A 22,597-nucleotide genomic window follows, 5' to 3' on the forward strand; every position below is an offset into this window, starting at 1 on the left:
ATAAAAGGAGGTAGCAAGTGACCATTGCTATTGTCATAGGCACACATGGTTGGGCTGCTGAGCAGCTACTCAAAACGGCAGAGATGCTGTTGGGCGAGCAGGAAAACGTCGGCTGGATCGATTTCGTTCCCGGTGAAAACGCCGAGACGCTGATTGAGAAGTACAACGCTCAACTCGCGAAGCTGGATACCAGCAAGGGCGTGCTGTTTCTCGTTGATACATGGGGCGGCAGCCCGTTCAATGCTGCCAGCCGCATTGTCGTCGATAAAGAGCACTATGAAGTTGTCGCCGGGGTCAATATCCCCATGCTGGTGGAAACCTTCATGGCGCGCGACGACAATCCGTCTTTCGACGAGCTGGTGGCCCTGGCCGTTGAAACGGGCCGTGAAGGGGTGAAAGCCCTGAAAGCACAGCCGGTGGAAAAACCTGCCCCTGCGCCCGCAGCGGCACCGAAAGCGGCAGCGCCTGCAAAACCGATGGGTCCGAATGATTACATGGTGATTGGCCTTGCGCGTATTGATGACCGCCTCATCCACGGTCAGGTTGCCACGCGCTGGACCAAAGAGACCAACGTTCAACGCATTATCGTGGTCAGCGACGAAGTGGCCGCCGACACCGTTCGTAAAACCCTTCTGACTCAGGTTGCTCCGCCTGGCGTTACCGCGCACGTCGTGGATGTCGCCAAGATGATCCGCGTTTACAACAACCCGAAATATGCGGGCGAACGCGTAATGCTCCTGTTCACTAACCCGACAGACGTTGAGCGCATTGTTGAAGGCGGCGTGAAAATCACCTCCGTTAACATTGGTGGTATGGCCTTCCGTCAGGGCAAAACGCAGGTCAACAACGCCATTTCAGTTGATGCGAAAGATATCGAGGCATTCAACAAGCTGAATGCGCGCGGTATTGAGCTGGAAGCCCGTAAGGTTTCCACGGATCAAAAACTGAAAATGATGGATTTGATCGGCAAAGTTGGGAAATAAGCCCGCGCCGGTTCTCACATAAAGTTTATGTAATAGGAGAAGTGCAATGGAGATTACCACTCTTCAGATTGTACTGGTGTTCGTCGTCGCATGTATTGCGGGTATGGAATCCGTACTTGATGAATTTCAGTTCCACCGCCCTCTGGTGGCCTGTACGCTGATTGGGGCCGTTCTGGGTGACATGAAAACCGGTATCATCATCGGTGGTACCCTGGAAATGATCGCCCTGGGCTGGATGAACATCGGTGCGGCAGTTGCGCCTGATGCCGCGCTGGCCTCTATCATTTCGACCGTTCTGGTTATTGCCGGTCACCAGAGTATTGGTGCAGGTATCGCCCTGGCGATCCCGCTGGCAGCCGCAGGCCAGGTTCTGACCATCATTGTTCGTACTATCACCGTAGCCTTCCAGCACGCAGCGGATAAGGCCGCCGAAAACGGCAACCTCACGGCACTGTCGTGGATCCACGTTTCTTCCCTGTTCCTGCAGGCGATGCGTATCGCGATCCCGGCGGTTATCGTTGCGATCTCCGTCGGTACCAGTGAAGTCCAGAGCATGCTGAACGCCATTCCTGAAGTGGTCACCGGCGGTCTGAACATCGCGGGCGGCATGATCGTGGTCGTTGGTTATGCGATGGTCATCAACATGATGCGCGCAGGCTACCTGATGCCGTTCTTCTACCTCGGCTTCGTGACCGCGGCATTCACCAACTTCAACCTGGTTGCGCTGGGTGTGATTGGTGCGGTAATGGCGATTCTCTACATCCAGCTCAGCCCGAAATATAACCGCGTCGCGGGTGCCCCAGCGCAGGCTGCTGGTAACAACGATCTCGATAACGAACTGGACTAACAGGTGAGCGACATGGTTGATATGACAAAAACTACCACCGAGAAAAAACTCACTCCGGGTGATATTCGTGGCGTGTTCATCCGTTCTAACCTGTTTCAGGGTTCATGGAACTTCGAACGTATGCAGGCGCTGGGTTTCTGCTTCTCCATGGTACCGGCGATCAAACGCCTGTATCCGGAAAATAACGAAGCGCGCCGTCAGGCCATCAAGCGTCACCTGGAATTCTTTAACACCCATCCTTACGTTGCGGCCCCCGTTCTGGGCGTAACGCTGGCGATGGAAGAGCAGCGTGCGAACGGTGCAGAGATTGACGACGGTGCCATCAACGGTATCAAAGTCGGCCTGATGGGCCCGTTGGCCGGCGTCGGTGACCCGATCTTCTGGGGTACCGTGCGTCCGGTGTTCGCGGCGCTGGGTGCCGGTATCGCGATGAGCGGCAGCCTGCTTGGCCCTCTGCTGTTCTTCATCCTGTTCAACGCCGTGCGTCTGCTGACCCGTTACTACGGCGTGGCCTACGGCTACCGTAAAGGGGTGGACATCGTTAAGGACATGGGCGGCGGCTTCCTGCAGAAACTGACTGAGGGGGCGTCAATCCTCGGCCTGTTTGTCATGGGGGCACTGGTTAACAAGTGGACGCACGTGAACATCCCGCTGGTGGTATCCACCATTACCGGACAGGATGGTCAGACCCGCGTCACCACCGTGCAGACGATTCTGGACCAGCTGATGCCGGGCCTGGTCCCGCTGCTGTTGACCTTCGCCTGTATGTGGCTGCTGCGTAAGAAAGTAAACCCGCTGTGGATTATCGTTGGCTTCTTCGTCATCGGTATCGCGGGTTACGCCGTCGGCCTGCTGGGTCTGTAAGTATCAATGCTATAGGCCGGGGGCTTGCCCCCGGTTTTTTTTATCTGGAGGATGAATGACTGCCACGGACATCGTACTGGTTTTATTTATTATTGCCCTTCTGGCTTATGCGATCTATGACGAGTTCATCATGCCGCGCCGTCACGGCGAGACGCTGCTCTCCCTTCCCCTGCTACGACGCGGGCGCGTGGATGCCTTTATCTTCGTGGGCCTCATCGCCATTCTTATTTACAATAACGTCACCAGCCATGGTGCATTATTAACCACATGGTTATTATGTGCGCTGGCATTAATGGCGATTTATCTGTTCTGGATCCGCATACCAAAAATCATTTTTAAATCCCACGGATTCTTCTTCGCCAATGTATGGATAGAATATAACCGTATTAAAGAGATGAATTTATCCGAGGACGGCGTGCTGGTGATGCAATTAGAACAACGCCGCCTGCTTATTCGGGTGAAGAATATTGATGACCTGGAAAAGATATACAAGTTACTTGTTAAAACTCAATGAGTTAGTTATATAGCAATGGCTATAAGTTGTGTTTATTTTGCGCAAGCAATATAGCCAAAGCTATATCCCCACCGTTAATTTTATCTCTATTTGTTAACGATATTTTCACGCTTAAAGACAAATGAAAATCGTTATCAACAAACGATTTAAATAATGCCTCTTCATTGTTGTTTTATATTCTCAAAATATGTTAAGGTTGCGCCCGTCGTTGGGGAGTAGCCGATTTCCTGTTCGCAGGAAATGTACGTGTCAACATACTCGTTGAAAAACGTGGCACGTACGGATCGCTTACCGCATGTCTTATGTGCGTTGCGATCAGGCGAGACCATAGATACATCAACTGCTGTTTACTGGGGGCAGTGATGTGTCATATGGATATCCCCGGTCTGGACGCTGTTATGAATATCTCCGCTACGATCCTTCTCGCTTTTGGCATGTCCATGGACGCATTCGCTGCTTCCATCGGGAAAGGCGCCACGCTACACAAACCTAAATTCTCAGAAGCCCTGCGTACCGGCCTGATTTTCGGCGCTATCGAAACGCTGACTCCGCTTCTCGGCTGGGGACTCGGCATGCTCGCCAGCCAGTTCGTGCTGGAGTGGAACCACTGGATTGCCTTCGTCCTGCTGGTGTTTCTCGGTGGCCGAATGGTCATTGAAGGTTTTCGCGGCGGCGATGATGAAAACGAGGAGCCGCAGCACCGCCACGGCTTCTGGCTGCTGGTCACCACGGCCATTGCCACCAGCCTTGATGCGATGGCCGTCGGCGTCGGTCTGGCATTTTTGCAGGTCAATATTATCGCCACCGCGCTGGCTATTGGCTGTGCAACCCTGATTATGTCCACGCTGGGCATGATGGTCGGACGGTTTATCGGCCCGCTGCTGGGTAAACGCGCCGAGATCCTCGGGGGGATTGTGCTGATTGGCATTGGTGCCCAGATCCTCTGGGCACACTTCGCCGGTTAATCTTCGCGTTGCCAGACGTGGATGCTGAAGTCCGTCTGGCAGCGAAATGTTGAGTGTGCCGCTAACGTTTCCCATACCTCAGGTTTTGCCCGCCACGCGAACGGCGTCATCTGCAATAACGCGACGGCCTCTTCCCCTTTCAGCATCATTTCGTACGCCACCGATTCCGCCTGCTTCAGGGTAAAACCGGCCAGCTGTTCAGAATGAGGGGCATGGAGACGCACTTCGTCGTAGATCAGCCCTTTCAGCTCCATCAGATGACGCGGACCTGGCGTCACGGTGACCACCCATCCGCCCGGTTTCACGACGCGCGCCAGCTCCTCCGCCTTACACGGCGCGTAGATGCGGATAACCGCGTCCATGCTGGCATCGTCAAACGGCAGCCGGTGGCTGGACGCCACGCAGAACGTCACGTCGGTATAACGTTTTGCCGCCGCGCGAATGGCCACTTTCGACACGTCCAGACCGAATGTCTGTGCGCCCTTCTCACGAGCAACCTCCGCAAACCGTGCGGTGTAGTACCCTTCCCCACAGCCGATATCGAGCATGGCGGTGGCGGAAGCAGGCAGAATGTCATTCAGCCTCTGCGCGACGGTCTCCCGCAGCGGCAGATAGTGCCCGGCATCGAGAAACGCGCGGCGCGCCCGCATCATCTCTGCACTGTCGCCAGGATCGCGCGAGCGCTTATGCTGCACCGGCAGAAGATTCACGTAGCCTTCTTTTGCCTGGTCAAACTGATGCCCCTGCGGACAGGTATAACGTTTATCTGAGTAGGTCAGGGGGGCGTGACAAAGGGGACAGCTGAAGGACATGGCTACTCCGGAGCATAATCAAAGGGCGAAGTGTACCGCTATTCGCCCCTGTTATAAACGCCCGGTTAGCGCATGACGATAAGGTGTTCGGACCCCGCCGGTAATCCGTCAGGTTTGATATTCTCCAGACGCAGCACGTTACCCATAATCTCGCTGAAGACAGGCGCGGAGACGGCACCGCCGTAGTAGGCCCCGTTTTGCGGATCGTTAATCACCACCACCAGAGCAAAACGCGGATTGCTGGCAGGCGCAACGCCCGCGGTGTAGGCGACGTATTTATCGACATACTTCCCGCTATCGTCAATTTTCTTCGCCGTGCCGGTTTTCACCGCCACCCGGTAATCACGTACGGCAGCCTTGACGCCACCGCCGCCCGGCAGCGCAACGCTCTCCATCATGTGCTCCACTTCGTGCGCAATCTCTTCCGGCATGACGCGGTGCCCGATAACGGGGGGATCGATGCGGGTGATGGAGAGAGGACGCTCAAGCCCAAACCCTCCAATCGTGGCGTAGACGTGGGCCAGCTGGAGCGGCGTGACCATCAGCCCGTAGCCGAAGGCAAAAGTCGCGCGATCGAGCTGGCTCCAGTATTTACGCTGTGGCAACAGCCCTGAACTTTCCCCCGTTAAGCCAAGCCCCGTATTGGTGCCAAAACCAAAGTTTCGATAGGTATCAATAAGGTGCTGAACGGGCATCGCCAGAGAAAGCCGGGAAACGCCGGTGTCGCTCGATTTTTGCAGGATCCCGGTCATCGTCAGCTCAGGGTAATAGCCCACGTCGCGAATGCGATGCCCGTCAAGGGTATACGGATGGGTGTCAATCACGCTGTCCGGCTGGACCAGGCCCTGCTGCAGGGCCGTCATCAGCACCAGCGGCTTGACGGTCGAACCGGGTTCGAACGTATCGCTGATCGCGCGGTTGCGGAAATCATTTATCGTCGCGCCTTCCCGATTATTGGGATTGAAATCCGGATAGCTCGCCATCGCGAGTATTTCCCCGGTTGGGATATTAATTAATACCGATGCCCCCGACTCGGCCTTGTTCCAGGCCACGGCATTGTCGAGCGCATCTTCGGTGATGGTTTGCAGCCGCTCGTCAATACTTAACTGAATGTTATGCGCCGGTGAGGGCGCGATTTCTGTCAGGTTTTCAACCACGCGCCCGTAGCGATCTTCCCTTACCTGACGCACGCCCGGCTTGCCGGTGAGTTGGGCGTTGAAGCTCTTTTCCACTCCTTCAATGCCCTGCCCGTCAATATTGGTGAAACCAATCAGGTTCGCAGCCACATGGCCAGCAGGATAAAAACGGCGGGACTCGTCGCGTAAATTGATGCCGGGCAGATTCAGTTTATCGATCCACTTTGCCTGTGCCGGATCGACCTGGCGGGCAAGGTAAATAAAACGACCCTGCGGGTTGGCGTTGATGCGTGCCGAGAGCGTGCCGAGGGAGAGATGCAGCGCGCTGGCCAGCGCCTGCCAGCGCTCATCAAGGCTGACGCCCCCTTTTGCCAGCACCGTCTTAGGATCGGCCCAGACGGCCTGGACAGGCACGCTCACCGCCAGAGGGCGGCCCTCGCGATCCATTATCATGCCGCGCGGCGCATCAATCGCCAGCTGGCGGAGGGATCGCATATCTTCCTGCTTCACCAGATTGTCAGGCTTAATGATTTGCAGCCAGGCAACGCGGCCCAGCAGAAAAGCCAGACTACAAAAAATAGCTAAACAGAGCAGCACAAAACGCGCCGGCGTGAAATTTCCGACGGTCGCTATCGATTTCTTCTTCACCTGAACCCCAGGACTGTAAAACAACGCACTGATTTAACGGGAAAAGATGGGTTTAGGGTGGCAAAACAGTGCTACTAACCTCGCAGCTTTGCAACAAGTTACTAACAAGACCGTGGATGGTAATATTTTGAAAGATAAGGGACATAAAAAAGCCCCGCGACAGGCGAGGCTTTATGTCTGAGAGTGAAGTGCCGGGCACTTCAGTCAGCAGCGGTTCGATCAGATAGCAGTTACGTTAACTGCAGCTGGGCCTTTCTGGCCGTCCTGAATTTCGAACTCAACGTTCTGGCCTTCAGCCAGAGTTTTGAAGCCGTTACCCTGGATTGCAGAGAAGTGTACGAACTCGTCTTTGCTGCCGTCAGCAGGAGTAATGAAACCAAAACCTTTAGACTCGTTGAACCACTTAACTTGACCTTTAATCTTTGCCATTTTGCAAAATTCCTTAGAGTGTTTTCTTAGCCCGCAGGCATTAACTGAGATAAAACTGAGACATTACTGCATGAGGCACTAATATAAGGTTCGGCAGAGAAGCGGTATTCAACGACAACGTGTTTACTCAGGACTTCTTTACTGAAAATGCCACACATAAACAGAACTGTACCTCGTTTGACCCAAAACGTGTTATCACACACTATGTTTAATATGGCAAGCCATTTTTAAACATGTCTCGATCCGCCGCACAAATTCGAACAGTGCCTGTCAGGTTTTGCACAATTATGCGCATCGCGTACAGACAGCCCTGCTGCGTAACAAAGACCCAGCATTGCTTGCACAACCGCTGTAATCTAAGACTTTTTTAACATAGCTCATTCATTACGAACCGTCCAGCAACCAGGAAAAGAAATCTTTCGTCCTGATTGAGTTAGAACAATTTGTGAAAAGTTATGCTTAAATCATTGTAACGCGACCAAATTGTTTCAGAGAAAAAACACTGTTAAAAACCCGCTTCCATCTGTATTAAAATGCACCAGCGAATAAACAGCGTTATGCACCAAAATAATGAAATTTTTATGACTCTGCATCAAAAGAAGGCAAGCAAAACGTTTCGATAAAAATAAAACATTCCCAGGCGCGTTTACATCAAGAATATATGCAACAATTTATCGCTTCGTTTAGAAGGATAAATATTCACCAATTTTCAGTATCCTGAAAGAATGATTAACTGGTGCTAAATTATCGAGCGCGTCAGTTAACTCCTGCACAGGTTCATCTAAAGCTTCATCTGCCAGTTCAAACACGCCCCAGTGAATGGGAAACGCAAGAGGGCAACCCAACTGCTGCCACAATGCCACCGCTGATTGCGGATCCATATGATGAACAGCCATGAACCATCGTGGGGCATAGGCACCAATCGGCAACGCGGCGGCATCTATCTGGCCCAGGCGTTCAGGAATCAACAACAGCTCAGGCGAATAGCCGGTATCACCGCTGAACCAGAAACGGTGATGCCGTCCTTCCATCACCCAGCCGCACCATAAGGAACGATTGCGGTTCCATGGCGTGCGCATGCTCCAGTGCTGTGCCGGCACGGCGGTCAGCGTCATCCCCTGCCAGGTGAAACTCTGCCACCAGTCGAGTTCGACCACGCGTTTTGCTCCCCGGCGACGAAACCAGTCGGCCAGGCCCAACGGAACGAAACAACAGACGTCGGGAAAGCGCTTGAGGATTCTGCGAATGGTTGCGTCATCAAGATGATCGTAATGATTATGGGAGATGACAACCGCATCAAGCTGATGAAGTTGCTCGACAGACAGTACGGGAGGCGTTTTGCGCTGGGGTCCCAGGAAAGGCAGCGGAGAAGCACGTCGTGAAAACACCGGATCGGTAAGGATGATATTGCCGTCCAGCTGCAGCAACACACTCGCGTGTCCGAGCCACCACACCCCATCTTCATGAGATGCCGCAAGCTCAACCGGTTGCCACCACTGGCGGATGAAATCGTCATAACCCAGCGCGGGCGGCTTCGGTAAACCGGCCTCTTTGCGCGCTTTACGCCAACGGTCAAGGTCACCGGGTTGATGTCCGACAGAAAGGGTATTACGAAAACCGTTCGGGGTATGATGTTTCAGGGAGGGGTCATACCAGGGATTTTTCCAGACCACAGCCACCTCCCAGGACAAAAAAGATTAACGCTCAGCCACCAGGCGGATAAAGTCGTCTTCGTCTTTGTTATCTTCAGCGACCGCGTCTTTCGGCGCGTCTTTCTCTTCCGGTTCGTTAGCCTCGCAAAGACGGCGTAGCAATGCATTCTGGCGTTTTTGCTGATCGAGCAGCGCTTCCAGCAGTTCGATCTGCTCATTTGTACGCGAACTGGCCCGATTCACGAAAAACCAGATGACCAGCCCCACAAGCAGAACCACCAAAGAAATCATCAGGGATGCCATATTCAGCAACCCTGAATTCAGTAACTCACCCATTTCACCACCTCAATAAAAACGTCTATTTTACCACTGGCGTGAAGGAAGGAAATCACGTTGAGAAAAAATGTGTATTACCACGGAATAAATTTGTTGATTGCGCAAACGCCGCTAAAAAACTGTACATCCTGATCGCACATCACATTGATCGTCTGCGTCCATAACACCACGCACGCTATCAGTACGATAATCAGAATTACCCAGCGTATTTTTTTCACTCCACACTCCGTCTAAGGACCTGATGTAACGAGATTATCACGCTTATCTTAAACAAGGGCTAACTGCGCCTCCATCGCGGTTTTTAAGAATGCTGCACTTGTTTCATTGCGTAAACACGTTACGCTAGCATTACGATAACAACGATAAAAGAGGTAATAATGCGATTCATCATTCGAACAATTATTGCACTGGCCCTTGTCTGGATTGGCCTTCTGTTAACGGGCTATGGTGTGCTTGTGGGGAGCACCGAAAACGCAGCCGGGTTAGGCATTCAGTGTAAATACCTAACCGCACAAGGAATGAGCACCGCCCAGTATCTGCATACGGACAGCGGGATCATTGGCTTAACCCAATGTCCTGTACTGCGTAAAACATCCGTCGTGATTGATAACGGCTAATCAGCCAGGTTCATGAGGCATAAAAAACGCCGCATCAGATGCGGCGTTTTTTCATTTCAGCAGGGATTAAAACGGGTAGTCGTGATAGCCCATCTGTTCAGAAATTTTACGTGCGGCAGTGTGCAGAATAGTCACATACTCATGCAGACGCTCTTCGGAGAAACGTAAGGTTGGGAAAGAGATGCTTAAGCCCGCAATAACCACCCCAAAGCGGTCAAATACCGGGACGCCGATACAGCGCAGCCCCTCTTCCTGCTCTTCGTTATCTTCGCCATACCCTTGCTCGCGCACGCGGTCGAGCACCGTCAGCAGCGCTTCCGTACTGGTAATGGTTCGTTCCGTGCTGCGCTTGTATTCCACGCCTTCGAGGATCTGTTCCACTTCCTCGCGATCGCGCCACGCCAGCAGAACCTTACCAATCGCGGTACTGTAGAGCGGGTTGCGGCGCCCAATGCGCGAATACATGCGCAGATTGTACATGGAGTCGATTTTATGGATGTAAACGATGCTGTCTTCATCCAGCGCACCGAGATGAATGGTCTCTTTGGTCAGGCGAGAGATTTCACGCATCTGAATGTCCGCGCTGCGGATCAGGTCAACATTTTGTAGCGCACGCGCACCTAATTCAAACAGCTTCAGCGTCAGAGAATATTTTTCAGATTCGCCTTCCTGCGCAACGTAACCCAATGATTTCATGGTTTGCAAAAAGCGATAAACGGTGCTTTTTGACATCATCACGCGCTGTGACAGCTCTGTAATACCTATTTCACGCTCTTCTCCAAGCGCCTGTAAGATGCCAAACACCTTCAGCACGGAAGAAACAGAATCTGGTTGTTTATCCAAATCCGCAATAGCCATTTACCACCTCATAGCGAGTGTTTTATAAAAATCAGAACTGGTTTTTATTATAAGTTCCCGTCATGTCAGCTGCAATCAATCCGCGTTTACTTCGTTACAAATCTGCGACATATCGCGGCTGTAACAATGCTAAAATAGTTACCCTGAGAATAATTTCACGCTGAGCTTTTTACTCCTGATGGAAAAGAATCTTTCCGATGGCCTGCCCTTACCCCAGCGGTATGGCGCAATAGCGACCATCATTATCGGTATCTCCATGGCCGTCCTTGACGGCGCGATTGCGAACGTTGCCCTGCCAACCATCGCCAGCGACCTGCATGCCTCACCCGCCAGTTCGATTTGGATTGTTAACGCCTACCAGATTGCGATTGTGGTTTCACTGCTCTCGTTCTCTTTCCTGGGCGATATGTTCGGCTATCGCCGGGTGTATCAGTGTGGCCTGGTGGTTTTCACGTTTACCTCCCTGTTCTGCGCCCTTTCAGATTCACTGCATACCCTGACGCTGGCGCGTATCGCGCAGGGTTTTGGCGGCGCGGCGCTGATGAGCGTAAACACGGCGCTGATCCGCTTGATTTATCCGCAGCGCCATCTGGGGCGCGGGATGGGTATAAACTCGTTTATTGTGGCCGTCTCTTCAGCCGCCGGGCCAACCATTGCGGCGGCGATCCTTTCCGTCGCGTCATGGCAATGGCTGTTCGCCATTAACGTGCCGCTGGGTATCCTCGCCATCTTCTTTGCCCTGCGCTTTCTTCCCGCTAACGGCCCCAAAAGCAGCATGCCGCGCTTCGACGTGACGAGTGCGGTGATGAATGCCCTGACCTTCGGCCTGCTGATTACGGCGCTGAGCGGCTTTGCGCAGGGACAATCGCTGATGCTTACCGCCGTGGAGCTCATCGCCCTGCTGGCGATCGGCTTCTTCTTTGTTCGCCGCCAGCTCACCCTCCCCGCGCCTTTGCTGCCCGTTGATCTGCTGCGTATTCCTCTCTTTTCACTCTCCATTTGCACGTCCGTCTGCTCGTTTTGCGCCCAGATGCTGGCTCTGGTTTCTCTGCCCTTCTTTCTGCAGAGCGTGGTAGGCCGGTCAGAAGTGGAGACCGGACTGCTGCTCACCCCCTGGCCGCTGGCGACCATGGTGATGGCCCCGCTGGCAGGTTACTTAATTGAACGCGTTCATGCCGGTTTACTCGGGGCGCTGGGGCTGGCGGTGATGGCGACAGGCCTTTTCGCACTGGCATTGCTGCCCTCGTCGCCTTCCGATCTGGACATTATCTGGCGCATGATCCTCTGCGGCGCGGGGTTTGGGCTGTTCCAGTCCCCCAATAACCACACCATTATCACCTCAGCGCCGCGACATCGCAGCGGAGGGGCCAGCGGCATGTTGGGAACCGCGCGTCTCCTTGGGCAAAGCACCGGTGCGGCGCTGGTAGCCCTGATGTTTAACCTCGCAGGCCAGAACGGCAACCATGTTGCCCTCCTCACCGCCGGTGTACTTGCCACCCTCGCGGCTATCGTCAGCGGCCTGCGGGTGACCCAGCCCAGGGTTCAGGCATAAAAAAAGCCGGGCGGAGTGTTCTCCTGCCCGGCTTATTGTGTTTTGTTGCGTTACTTCAGGTATTCCCCACTGCGCAGCGCTTCAATACGTTTATCCAGCGGCGGGTGAGACATAAACAGCTCGCTCAGCGATTTGGATTTACCGTTAATGCAGAAGGCCATCATGCTGTTCGCTTCCTGCGGCTCGTAGGAGGTTTTCAGACGCTGCAGCGCGGCAATCATCTTCTCGCGACCAACCAGCTTCGCAGAACCGGCATCCGCGTGGAATTCACGGTGGCGGGAGAACCACATCGTGATGATGCTCGCCAGAATACCGAATACCAGTTCCAGCACCATCGACACGGCAAAATAGATCAGCGGGTTGCCGTTGCTCTCTTCGCCTTCGTCACGGTTGCCGCCCATGAAGCCAGCGGCAATCTGCGCCAGAATGCGGGAGATAAAGATCACGAAGGTGTTTACCACGCCCTGAATCAGGGTCATGGTCACCATGTCACCGTTTGCGATATGGCTGATTTCGTGGGCGATAACCGCTTCGGCTTCGTCACGGCTCATGTTCTGCAGCAGTCCGGTGCTAACAGCGACCAGTGACGCATCGCGGCGGGCACCCGTGGCGAACGCGTTGATGTCCGGAGCATGGTAAATGGCCACCTGCGGCATGGCGATCCCGGCCTGACGGGATTGCTGAGCCACCGTATTCATCAGCCACTGTTCCATATCGTTACGCGGCTGTTCAATAACCTCACCCCCTACCGATTTCAATGCCATCCACTTCGACATCAGCAGGGAGATGAACGAGCCACCAAAACCAAACAGCAGCGCCATAATCAACAGACCCTGAACGCTGCTCGACTGAATTCCTGTCAGGCTTAGCACGAGCCCGAAAACCACCATCACCGCCAGGTTGGTGAGCAGGAAGAGCGCGATTCGCATCATAATTTTCTTTTTACCTCAGTTTAACAAAACGCACTATGCGATTACCCACATCGTATGGGTATTGCGGCTATTTTCAAGCATCCTGAGGGCGTAAGTCACCAGAAAGACACAACTTTACACAATTGAAAATCTGGCTGACGGAAGGATAAAGTACAAAAAGAAACAGGCACAATCTCTTGTGCCTGTTGGGAGGTTATTTTGCCGGAGCGGGCTGTACGGCAGGTTTCTCTTTTTCCTGATTCGCCAGGTCGAGCGCGATATGCACCGTCTCGTCGAGATACGGATCCGGCTCCTGGTAATCTTTTGGCAGATCGTCCAGTTTCTTGAGCAGAGGTTTACCTTCACGCTTGAAGCGATCGTTGATACGCGCCAGGCGGGTTGCATCGTCTTCGTTGTTCTCTTTTTCACGCTGAGCGTAGTTCAGAGAAACGATATTCCGCTTATCTTTCAGGGCATTGAATCGGGCAATATCCTTCAGGATGTACTGGAACTCCGGATCTTTCGCGATGCGGTCGTTATGCGCCTTCAGCAGCTCAGGGCCAAATTGCGTCATATCACCCGCTTTCACGTAGGTCGCGGCATTGATGCTGTCCCACGGCAACGCGTTATCTTCAAACTTCTCGCCAGTTTCCGTCTCCTGGGTGCCTGTCGGCATGATGATGTCCGGCGTGACACCCTTACGCTGCGTACTGCCGCCGTTTACGCGGTAGAATTTCTGAATGGTGTACTGAACCGAGCCCAGTGCAGGCCATTCCGGACGCAGCATTTGATCGTAAATCCGATTCAGAGAGCGGTACTGCTGAACGGTGCCTTTACCGAAGGTTGGCTCACCGACGATCAGCGCGCGGCCGTAGTCCTGCATGGCAGCGGCGAAGATCTCAGATGCAGATGCACTGAAGCGGTCAACCAGAACCACCAGCGGGCCTTTGTAGTAGACCACACCGTCATTGTCCGCATCTTCTCGCACTTTACCGTTGTTATCGCGCACCTGAACCACCGGGCCAGATGGGATGAACAGGCCAGAGAGTGAAACCGCTTCCGTCAGCGCCCCGCCGCCGTTACTGCGCAGGTCGATGATGATGCTGCTGACGTTCTGCTTTTCAAGTTTCTGCAGTTGAACTTTCACATCGTCAGTCAACCCGACGTAGAAGCCAGGAATATCCAGGACACCCACCTTCTCTTTACCCACGGTTTTCACCGACATTTTCACCGCGCGATCTTCCAGACGGATACGCTCACGGGTCAGGGTAACGATACGGGTTTTGGTACCTTTTCCGGCAGGCAGAATTTCCAGACGAACCTTGCTGCCCTTCGGACCTTTGATCAGCGCAACCACGTCATCAAGACGCCAGCCGATCACATCGACCATGTTCTGGCCGGTTTGTCCCACACCCACAATGCGATCGCCTACGCTAATGGCTTTGCTTTTGGATGCCGGACCACCCGCGACCATCGAATTGATCACCGTATAATCATCGTCCATCTGCAGCACCGCGCCGATACCTTCCAGAGACAGGCTCATTTCGGTATTAAACTGCTCGGTGTTGCGAGGTGAGAGATAGTTTGTGTGCGGATCGATTTCGTGCGCAAAGGCCGTCATGGCCAGTGAGAAAACATCCTCACTGTTGGTCTGTGCCAGGCGACGAATGGCAAATTTGTAACGACGCGTCAGCGTGTCACGGATCTCTTTTTCGTCTTTGCCGGTGAGCTTAAGACTCAGCTCGTCGTATTTCACTTTGCCGTCCCACAGCGCATTCAGCTCGGCTTCATCTTTTGGCCAGGGCGCTTTGCTGCGGTCCAGATTGAAGGTGTCGTTGCCGGTGAAGTCCATCGGACGTTCCAGCACTTTCAGCGCGTACTGATAGCGTTCGAAGCGGCGCTTTTGCGACAGGTTGTAGAGATCGTAGAAGAGATCCAGCTTGCCTGAACGCAACTCGTCACCCACCTCGGATTTCCGCTTAGCGAACTGCTCGACATCGCTGGCGAGCAAAACGTTATGGCTGTAATCCAGCAAGTTCAGATAGCGGTCAAAGATTTTGGCCGAAAAGGCCTGATCGAGATCGAACTGACGATAGTGCGAACGGGTGAAACGTGAGGTCACGCGCTCGCTCACCGTCGCGTGCTGCGTCTCTTCCTTGAGTACCGGAATTTGATCAACACGCGTGATATCGTCCACTGCAAAGGCGTGACCTGTTATAGCAAACAGGCCCGCCAGCGCGGTGAGCTTAAAAAAAGTGTTCATGCCAGGCTTGGCCTCCGTTTCAGAACAACAAGTGTTCTGCGCGTACAATCATTGACATACCAGAAGTCAGCTGTACACGAACGCCATCTTTGGTGATTTCCAGTACGGTGGCGTCCATAGCATTGTTACCCGCTTTTACCTTCAGTGCCTGACCTACGCTCAGGGCGTTGATGTCAGAAACCGGCGTATGGCGCGGCTCTTCACGAGGGGCACGCGGGGCTTTTGCTGCTGGTTTGTCTGCACGCGGTTTGCGATCGTTATTATCGTGACGACGCGGCGCAGGGCGTGGTTTACGCTCACGACGAGGCGCTTCTTCCTGGCCGTTTGCCGCGGCGGCTTCGCGTTTTTTCGCTTGCTGTTCTGCACGTTGTGCCTGAACGCGTGCTTTGGCTTCTTCCAGCTGCTTGCGCGCGTGCTCAACGTGCTGCTCGTCCAGCTCACCGCAAGGGTTGCCGTCGAGATCCACGCGGGTCGCGCCAGGTTTGATACCGTACAGGTAACGCCAGCTCGAAGTATAAAGACGTAAGGCGGAACGCAGCTGAGTTTTGCTGAGGTTCATTTCCCCTTCAACACGCGCCACCAGATCCTGAAAAATACCGACTTTCAGGGGACGAGCTTCGCCTTCCGCGCTGAAGCACTGCGGGAAACGCTCGGCCAGAAATGCGATAACTTCTTTACTGCTATTCAACTTAGGTTGATTTTCCATGAAATTTCCTGATTACAACGGACGTTGCCAACAAGCGCAGGCATGAACAGGCGTCATTATAATGACGCTATCAGTAAATGCTACGTTATCCGTTGATTATCCTGCGACGCTCGCAAAGAATTTTTGATAATCGGTTGCTGCGAGTACGTTTTCCAGATTCGCCACCAGCTCGCGCAGCCCCTGTTCGTCCTCGCTTGTAAAGCGACTGAAGACCGTACTGTCGATGTCCAGAACGCCAATAATCTGATTTTTGACCACCAGCGGCAGAACGATTTCAGAATTACTGGCGGCATCACAAGCGATGTGTCCGTCAAACGCATGAACGTCTTCCACACGCTGGACCTGATTCTCGGCCACCGCCGTGCCGCATACGCCACGCCCTACCGGAATACGCACGCAGGCCAGTTTGCCCTGGAACGGACCGAGCACCAGCGTTTCACCTTCCAGAAGGTAAAAGCCCGCCCAGTTCACGTCAGAGAGACGTTCAAACAGCAATGCGCTAGTATTTGCCAGAGTGGCTAAGAAGCTGGTCTCACCCGCCATCAATGCCTTAAAATCGCGGTTCAGATCCGCGTAGAATTCTGTTTTGTTCATTATTCAATCACTTAGTTGTCTTACAAAATTACCGCATAGCCTATTAAAATAAGCATTAAATGCGCTCATGCTCAAGATGAATCCGTTCATGAGTTATTATAACTTTCAACAATACTTATTTGTGCGCAGCTGATGGCCTTAAAAACAACCAAAATTACGCCGACGAGAAAGATAACTGTCCATACGGTAAGCGAAGCTTTGCCTCGTGCACATTATCAGCGTTGCCCCCAGTGCGATACGCTTTTTATGTTGCCGAAGATGAAATCGCACCAAAGCGCCTTCTGTCCCCGCTGCGACGCCAAAATTCGCGATGGCCGCGACTGGTCGTTGACCCGCCTCGCCGCCATGGCCGTCACCATGCTGCTGCTGATGCCCTTCGCCTGGAGCGAACCGCTGTTGAAGCTCTATCTGCTTGGCGTGCGCATTGATGCTAACGTGCTGCAGGGTATCTGGCAGATGACCCGTCAGGGCGATCCCATCACCGCCGCGATGGTGCTGTTCTGCACCGTCGGCGCCCCCCTGGTGCTGGTTGCCGCCATTGCCTATCTCTGGTTTGGCAACATTCTTGGCATGAACCTTCGCCCGGTGCTGCTGATGCTGGACAAGCTCAAAGAGTGGGTGATGCTGGATATTTATCTGGTCGGCGTGGGGGTTGCGTCAATAAAGGTGCAGGACTACGCCTTTTTGCAGCCCGGCGTCGGACTCTTTGCCTTCATCTGTCTGGTATTGCTGAGCATCCTGACGCTGATCCACCTGAACGTTGAGCAGCTCTGGGAGCGATTCTACCCTCAGCGCCCCGCCACGCGTCCCGATGAAAATCTGCGCGTCTGTCTGGGTTGCCACTATACCGGGTTACCCGACACGCGCGGACGCTGCCCGCGATGCCACATTCCGTTGAGACTGCGGCGCAATAACAGCCTGCAAAAATGCTGGGCGGCGCTGATCGCCTCCCTGGTGTTTCTGATCCCCGCCAATATGCTGCCGATTTCCATCATTTACGTGAATGGTGGACGTCAGGAGGATACTATCCTTTCCGGGATTATCTCCCTTGCGCACAGCAATGTCGGGGTGGCGGCAATCGTCTTTATTGCCGGTATCCTGGTTCCCTTTACCAAAGTGGTGGTGATGATTACCCTGCTCATCAGCATTCACTTAAAGTGTGAACAAGGTTTACGGACCCGCATTTTGCTTCTGCGATTCGTCACCTGGATTGGCCGCTGGTCAATGTTAGATCTGTTCGTGATTTCGCTGATGATGTCGCTCATCAATCGCGATCAGTTACTTGCTTTTACAATGGGACCCGCGGCTTTTTATTTCGGCTCTGCGGTGATATTGACTATTCTTGCTGTGGAATGGCTGGATAGCCGCTTACTTTGGGATGCACATGAGTCAGGAAACCCCCGCTTCGCCGACTGAAGCGAGAATTAAAACAAAACGCCGCATTTCGCCATTCTGGTTGCTGCCCGTCATCGCCCTGATGATTGCAGGCTGGCTTATCTGGACAAGCTATGAGGATCGCGGCAGTACCGTCACCATTGATTTCCAGACCGCCGACGGCATCGTCGCCGGGCGAACCCCCGTTCGCTTCCAGGGGGTTGAAGTGGGTACGGTTCAGGATATCTCCCTTGGAAAAGGGCTGAACAAGATTCAGGTGCGGGTCAGCATTAAATCTGACATGCAGGATGCCCTGCGCAGCGAAACGCAGTTCTGGCTGGTGACGCCAAAAGCCTCGCTGGCCGGTGTTTCCGGTCTGGATGCGCTCGTCGGCGGTAACTATATCGGCATGATGCCCGGTAAAGGCGAACCGCAGGATCACTTTGTTGCTCTGGATACGCAGCCCAAATACCGCCTCAATAACGGCGATTTGATGATTCATCTCCAGGCGCCGGACCTCGGTTCCCTGAACAGCGGCTCCCTGGTCTATTTCCGTAAGATCCCGGTTGGCCGCGTGTATGACTACGCGATTAACCCGAATAAACAGGGCGTCACGATTGATGTGCTGATCGAACGTCGCTTCACCAATCTGGTGAAAAAAGGCAGCCGCTTCTGGAACGTGTCCGGCGTGGATGCCGACCTCAGCCTGAGCGGTGCAAAAGTGAAGCTGGAGAGTCTGGCCGCACTGGTGAACGGCGCCATCGCCTTTGACTCCCCGGAAAACTCAAGCCCTGCCACCGCTGATGACACGTTCGGATTGTACGCCGATCTGGCGCACAGCCAGCGCGGCGTGATCGTCAAACTCGCCCTTCCCGATGCTAAAGGACTAAAAGCGGGTTCAACGCCGCTGATGTATCAGGGTCTGCAGGTCGGCCAGCTCACCAAAATGACGCTCAACCCGGGCGGATCGGTCACCGGCGAAATGACGGTCGATCCGAGCGTGGTCGATCTCCTGCGCGAGAAAACGCGCATCGAAATGCGCAGTCCAAAGCTCTCTCTTAACGATGCCAGCCTCAGCACACTGCTGACCGGCAATACCTTTGAGCTGATCCCCGGGGAAGGTCAGCCCAGCAATAGCTTCGTGATTGCCCCGGCGGATAAAGCCCTGCTGCAAAAGCCGGGCGTCGTGACGGTTACGCTCAATGCGCCAGAAAGCTATGGGATTGAAGCCGGTCAGCCGTTGATTTTACACGGCGTGCAGGTGGGACAGGTGCTGGAGCGGAAGCTCTCCGCGGATGGGGTGCAATTCTCCGTCGCCATCGATCCGCAATACAGAGACCTGGTACATGGCGACAGTAAATTCGTGGTGAACAGTCGCGTCGACGTGAAGGTAGGACTGGACGGCGTGGAGTTTCTCGGCGCCAGCGCCAGCGAATGGGTGAACGGCGGCATCCGTATTTTGCCGGGGGATAAAGGTCCCGTGCGCGACAGCTACCCGCTGTATGCCAACCTTGAGAAAGCGATTGAAAACAGCCTGAGCGATCTTCCTACCACCACGCTGACGTTAAGCGCCGAGACCCTGCCGGACGTTCAGGCGGGCTCCGTGGTGCTGTATCGCAAGTTTGAAGTCGGGGAAGTGATCACCGTTCGCCCGCGTGCCGACGCCTTTGATATCGAACTGCACATCAAGCCGGAGTACCGTAAGCTGCTGACGCCGAACAGCGTCTTCTGGGCCGAAGGTGGCGCGAAAGTGCAGCTGAACGGTAACGGACTGACCGTACAGGCCTCTCCGCTGTCACGCGCGCTGCGCGGGGCGATTAGCTTCGATAACCTCAGCGGTGCGGGCGCGAACCTGCGTAAAGGCGATAAGCGAATTCTCTTCCCGTCCGAGACCGCCGCCCGCGCAGTGGGCGGGCAGATTACCCTGCACGCGTTTGATGCCGGTAAGCTGGCGGAAGGCATGCCCATCCGCTACCTGGGCATTGATATCGGGCAGATCCAGAAGCTGACGCTGATCACCTCGCGTAACGAGGTGCAGGCTACCGCCGTGCTCTACCCGGAATATGTGCAGACCTTTGCACGCGCGGGTTCACGCTTCTCGGTGGTCACGCCGCAGATCTCGGCCGCGGGCGTTGAGCATCTCGACACCATTTTGCAGCCGTACATCAACGTGGAGCCAGGCCAGGGCAATGCCCGTCGTGATTTCGAACTGCAGGAAGCCACGATCACCGACTCGCGCTACCTTGGTGGCCTGAGCATCGTGGTGGAAGTGCCGGAAGCCGGCTCGCTGAGCATCGGCACGCCGGTCCTGTTCCGCGGCATAGAGGTCGGTACGGTCACGGGCCTGACGCTCGGGACGCTCTCCGACCGCGTGATGGTGGCGCTACGCATCAGCGAACGCTATCAGCACCTGGTGCGTAATAACTCGGTGTTCTGGCTGGCATCCGGCTACTCGCTGGACTTCGGCCTGACGGGAGGCGTGGTGAAAACCGGGACCTTCAACCAGTTCATTCGCGGCGGTATTGCGTTTGCCACACCGCCGGGTACGCCGCTGGCGCCGAAAGCGCAGCCGGGTAAACATTTCCTGCTGCTCGAAAGCGAACCGAAAGAGTGGCGCGAATGGGGAACCGCCCTGCCGCGTTAATCTGCAAGGCTCCGGTGTCAACGCACCGGAGCCTTTATGTTACACTGCGCACCTGAACTTTTCCCTGTGGTGTGCCCGTGGCTCAAAACTCCGTATTTCTTCCTGAACAATTCCTGGCGCAGATGCGCGAGGCGCTTCCTTCTCACCTGTCGTTAGACGATTTTATCGCCGCCTGCCAGCGTCCGTTACGCCGCAGTATTCGCGTCAACACGCTGAAAATCAGCGTCGAGGATTTTCTGGCGCTGGTCGCGCCCTACAGCTGGCAGCTTACGCCGGTACCGTGGTGCGCTGAGGGGTTCTGGATCGAGCGCGATGACGAAGACGCCGTGCCGCTGGGAAGCACCGCTGAACATCTGAGCGGCCTGTTCTATATCCAGGAAGCCAGCTCGATGCTGCCGGTGGCAGCCCTGTTCGCCGATGGCAATGCGCCCGAGCGCGTGATGGATGTGGCCGCGGCGCCCGGCTCAAAAACCACGCAGATTGCCGCCCGTATGGGTAACCGCGGCGCGATCCTCGCCAACGAGTTTTCCGCCAGCCGCGTGAAGGTATTGCATGCCAACATCAGCCGCTGCGGTATTCATAACGTTGCCCTGACGCACTTCGACGGCCGCGTGTTTGGCGCTGCCCTGCCGGAAGCCTTCGACGCCATTCTGCTGGACGCTCCCTGCTCCGGCGAAGGGGTGGTGCGTAAAGATCCCGATGCGTTAAAGAACTGGTACGTGGAAAGCAACCTTGAGATCGCCGCCACGCAGCGGGAGCTGATCGAGAGCGCATTCCATGCCCTTCGCCCAGGCGGCACGCTGGTCTATTCAACGTGCACCTTAAACCGCGATGAAAACGAAGACGTCTGCCTGTGGCTGAAAGCGCAATACCCGGATGCGGTCGAATTCCTGCCGCTTAACGATCTGTTCGCCTCGGCACAGGAGGCGATTACGCCGGAGGGTTTCCTCCACGTATTCCCGCAGATTTACGACTGCGAAGGCTTCTTTGTGGCACGTCTGCGTAAAACGCAGGCGGTTGCTCCCCTGCCCGCCCCCAAATTCAAGGTCGGCAACTTCCCGTTTGCCCCCCTCAAAGGTCGCGATGCAGCACAGCTTGTCGCCGCCGCCGAAAAGGTTGGCCTGGTCTGGGATGAGAGCCTGCACCTCTGGATCCGTGATAAAGAGGTATGGCTGTTCCCGGCTGAGATCGAACCGCTCATCGGAAAGGTCCGTTTTTCCCGAATCGGGATCCGCCTGGCGGAAGTGCATAATAAAGGCTATCGCTGGCAGCATGAGGCCGTCATCGCCCTTGCCGGGCACGAGATTGCCTTTGCCCTGACGCATCAGGAAGCCGAAGAGTGGTACCGTGGTCGCGATGTCTATCCTGACAGCACGCCATCAGGCGATGAAGTGATCGTGACGTATCAGGGATACCCGCTCGGGCTGGCAAAAAAAGTCGGTTCACGACTGAAAAACAGCTATCCGCGCGAGCTGGTCCGGGATGGACGACTGTTTACCGGTAACGATCGCACGGCCTGAAAAAAAGCGCATTTTTTTACTGGCGATTTTGCTCTCCTTGTCTACGATCAAAAATGGGTGGCCGTACTGGTCATACCAGATTTTGACAACCGACCCGGAGAGCACTATGACGAAAACCAGCGTGCGTATTGGCGCTTTTGAGATCGACGACGCAGAACTGCGCGGCGAAGCGCAAGGCGATCGAACGTTAAGTATTCCCTGCAAATCCGACCCGGATTTGTGCATGCAGCTCGATGCATGGGATGCAGACACCAGCGTCCCGGCAATACTTGATGGCGAACATTCTGTCCTTTACCGTGAGCATTACGATAGTAAAACCGATGCCTGGGTCATGCGTCTTGCCTGACCTAAAGAGAACCCGCCCGAAGGCGG

Annotated in this window: 22 protein-coding genes, 1 pseudogene and 1 riboswitch; of the genes and pseudogenes, 11 read left to right on the forward strand and 12 right to left on the reverse strand. The window is 54.7% G+C overall.

From position 1 onward, the window contains the following. Nucleotides 1-17: 17 nt before the first annotated feature. From manX to mntP, 5 genes are all read left to right on the forward strand, one after another. Nucleotides 18-983, forward strand: coding sequence for a PTS mannose transporter subunit IIAB (manX, locus tag HMPREF3143_RS12105; protein WP_008500491.1), 966 nt, complete (start codon nt 18-20; stop codon nt 981-983). A gap of 46 nt (nt 984-1,029) precedes the next feature. After that, nucleotides 1,030-1,830, forward strand: a complete 801-nt coding sequence (gene manY / locus HMPREF3143_RS12110) for a PTS mannose transporter subunit IIC (protein WP_008500490.1) — start codon at nt 1,030-1,032, stop codon at nt 1,828-1,830. 12 nt (nt 1,831-1,842) lie between these two features. Next, nucleotides 1,843-2,694, forward strand: coding sequence for a PTS mannose transporter subunit IID (locus HMPREF3143_RS12115; protein ID WP_006810994.1), 852 nt, complete (start codon nt 1,843-1,845; stop codon nt 2,692-2,694). A gap of 55 nt (nt 2,695-2,749) precedes the next feature. Beyond that, nucleotides 2,750-3,208: a DUF986 family protein gene (locus HMPREF3143_RS12120; protein WP_023293940.1), complete on the forward strand. Its 459-nt coding sequence runs from the start codon at nt 2,750-2,752 to the stop codon at nt 3,206-3,208. Between the two features lie 198 nt (nt 3,209-3,406). Continuing rightward, a riboswitch (yybP-ykoY riboswitch) is annotated at nt 3,407-3,596 on the forward strand. Nucleotides 3,597-3,606: 10 nt separating this feature from the next. After that, nucleotides 3,607-4,173, forward strand: coding sequence for a manganese efflux pump MntP (mntP, locus tag HMPREF3143_RS12125; protein ID WP_039266936.1), 567 nt, complete (start codon nt 3,607-3,609; stop codon nt 4,171-4,173). On the opposite strand, the gene rlmA is transcribed toward mntP, so the two are convergent. From rlmA to mgrB, 7 genes and pseudogenes are all read right to left on the reverse strand, one after another. Then, the gene (gene rlmA / locus HMPREF3143_RS12130) at nt 4,170-4,985 is read right to left on the reverse strand and encodes a 23S rRNA (guanine(745)-N(1))-methyltransferase (RefSeq protein WP_032675027.1); all 816 of its coding nucleotides are present in this window, start codon (nt 4,983-4,985) and stop codon (nt 4,170-4,172) included. The two genes, mntP and rlmA, sit on opposite strands and share 4 nt — an antisense overlap. Before the next feature lie 65 nt (nt 4,986-5,050). Next, entirely contained in the window at nt 5,051-6,769 is a 1,719-nt protein-coding gene (ftsI, locus tag HMPREF3143_RS12135) for a peptidoglycan glycosyltransferase FtsI (RefSeq protein WP_045335016.1), read from the reverse strand. Between the two features lie 219 nt (nt 6,770-6,988). Continuing rightward, nucleotides 6,989-7,198 (reverse strand): transcription antiterminator/RNA stability regulator CspE, encoded by a 210-nt coding sequence (gene cspE / locus HMPREF3143_RS12140; RefSeq protein ID WP_070533197.1) that lies wholly within the window; start codon nt 7,196-7,198, stop codon nt 6,989-6,991. A 13-nt stretch (nt 7,199-7,211) separates the two neighbouring features. Further along, a pseudogene (locus tag HMPREF3143_RS12145) lies at nt 7,212-7,356 on the reverse strand (DUF2627 domain-containing protein). A gap of 525 nt (nt 7,357-7,881) precedes the next feature. Further along, nucleotides 7,882-8,871: an MBL fold metallo-hydrolase gene (locus tag HMPREF3143_RS12150; protein WP_084832176.1), complete on the reverse strand. Its 990-nt coding sequence runs from the start codon at nt 8,869-8,871 to the stop codon at nt 7,882-7,884. 24 nt (nt 8,872-8,895) lie between these two features. Then, entirely contained in the window at nt 8,896-9,186 is a 291-nt protein-coding gene (locus HMPREF3143_RS12155) for a YebO family protein (RefSeq protein WP_008500484.1), read from the reverse strand. Nucleotides 9,187-9,260: 74 nt separating this feature from the next. Beyond that, nucleotides 9,261-9,404, reverse strand: a complete 144-nt coding sequence (gene mgrB, locus HMPREF3143_RS12160) for a PhoP/PhoQ regulatory lipoprotein MgrB (protein WP_006175995.1) — start codon at nt 9,402-9,404, stop codon at nt 9,261-9,263. 159 nt (nt 9,405-9,563) lie between these two features. Here mgrB and HMPREF3143_RS12165 point away from each other — a divergent pair, with 159 nt between their 5' ends. Then, nucleotides 9,564-9,803, forward strand: a complete 240-nt coding sequence (locus HMPREF3143_RS12165) for a YobH family protein (RefSeq protein WP_008500483.1) — start codon at nt 9,564-9,566, stop codon at nt 9,801-9,803. A 66-nt stretch (nt 9,804-9,869) separates the two neighbouring features. Here HMPREF3143_RS12165 and kdgR read toward each other — a convergent pair whose 3' ends face one another. Continuing rightward, a complete protein-coding gene (gene kdgR / locus HMPREF3143_RS12170; RefSeq protein ID WP_008500482.1) occupies nt 9,870-10,661 on the reverse strand; it encodes a DNA-binding transcriptional regulator KdgR in 792 nt (263 codons plus the stop codon). Between the two features lie 178 nt (nt 10,662-10,839). On the opposite strand from kdgR, the gene HMPREF3143_RS12175 reads away from it, so the two are divergent. After that, the gene (locus tag HMPREF3143_RS12175) at nt 10,840-12,213 is read left to right on the forward strand and encodes an MFS transporter (protein WP_063435831.1); all 1,374 of its coding nucleotides are present in this window, start codon (nt 10,840-10,842) and stop codon (nt 12,211-12,213) included. Nucleotides 12,214-12,263: 50 nt separating this feature from the next. Here HMPREF3143_RS12175 and htpX read toward each other — a convergent pair whose 3' ends face one another. From htpX to HMPREF3143_RS12195, 4 genes are all read right to left on the reverse strand, one after another. Further along, entirely contained in the window at nt 12,264-13,145 is an 882-nt protein-coding gene (gene htpX, locus HMPREF3143_RS12180; RefSeq protein WP_014884290.1) for a protease HtpX, read from the reverse strand. A 193-nt stretch (nt 13,146-13,338) separates the two neighbouring features. Continuing rightward, complete coding sequence (gene prc / locus HMPREF3143_RS12185; protein WP_008500478.1) at nt 13,339-15,387, reverse strand: carboxy terminal-processing peptidase; 2,049 nt, start codon at nt 15,385-15,387, stop codon at nt 13,339-13,341. Between the two features lie 19 nt (nt 15,388-15,406). After that, entirely contained in the window at nt 15,407-16,093 is a 687-nt protein-coding gene (gene proQ, locus HMPREF3143_RS12190; protein WP_014884292.1) for an RNA chaperone ProQ, read from the reverse strand. A gap of 96 nt (nt 16,094-16,189) precedes the next feature. After that, nucleotides 16,190-16,687 (reverse strand): GAF domain-containing protein, encoded by a 498-nt coding sequence (locus HMPREF3143_RS12195; protein ID WP_032652362.1) that lies wholly within the window; start codon nt 16,685-16,687, stop codon nt 16,190-16,192. Between the two features lie 132 nt (nt 16,688-16,819). Here HMPREF3143_RS12195 and yebS point away from each other — a divergent pair, with 132 nt between their 5' ends. The 4 genes from yebS (at nt 16,820) to HMPREF3143_RS12215 (ending at nt 22,571) form a co-directional block, all read left to right on the forward strand. Further along, entirely contained in the window at nt 16,820-18,103 is a 1,284-nt protein-coding gene (gene yebS / locus HMPREF3143_RS12200; protein ID WP_070533201.1) for a membrane integrity lipid transport subunit YebS, read from the forward strand. Then, entirely contained in the window at nt 18,072-20,705 is a 2,634-nt protein-coding gene (locus HMPREF3143_RS12205) for a PqiB family protein (protein ID WP_025910088.1), read from the forward strand. The genes yebS and HMPREF3143_RS12205 overlap by 32 nt, the downstream gene beginning before the upstream one ends. A gap of 77 nt (nt 20,706-20,782) precedes the next feature. Next, entirely contained in the window at nt 20,783-22,225 is a 1,443-nt protein-coding gene (gene rsmF, locus HMPREF3143_RS12210) for a 16S rRNA (cytosine(1407)-C(5))-methyltransferase RsmF (RefSeq protein WP_070533204.1), read from the forward strand. Nucleotides 22,226-22,331: 106 nt separating this feature from the next. Next, a complete protein-coding gene (locus HMPREF3143_RS12215; protein ID WP_008500472.1) occupies nt 22,332-22,571 on the forward strand; it encodes a YebV family protein in 240 nt (79 codons plus the stop codon). Nucleotides 22,572-22,597: the final 26 nt, after the last annotated feature.

It is taken from the genome of Enterobacter sp. HMSC16D10 (genome assembly GCF_001807145.1).
Lineage (GTDB): Bacteria > Pseudomonadota > Gammaproteobacteria > Enterobacterales > Enterobacteriaceae > Enterobacter > Enterobacter roggenkampii.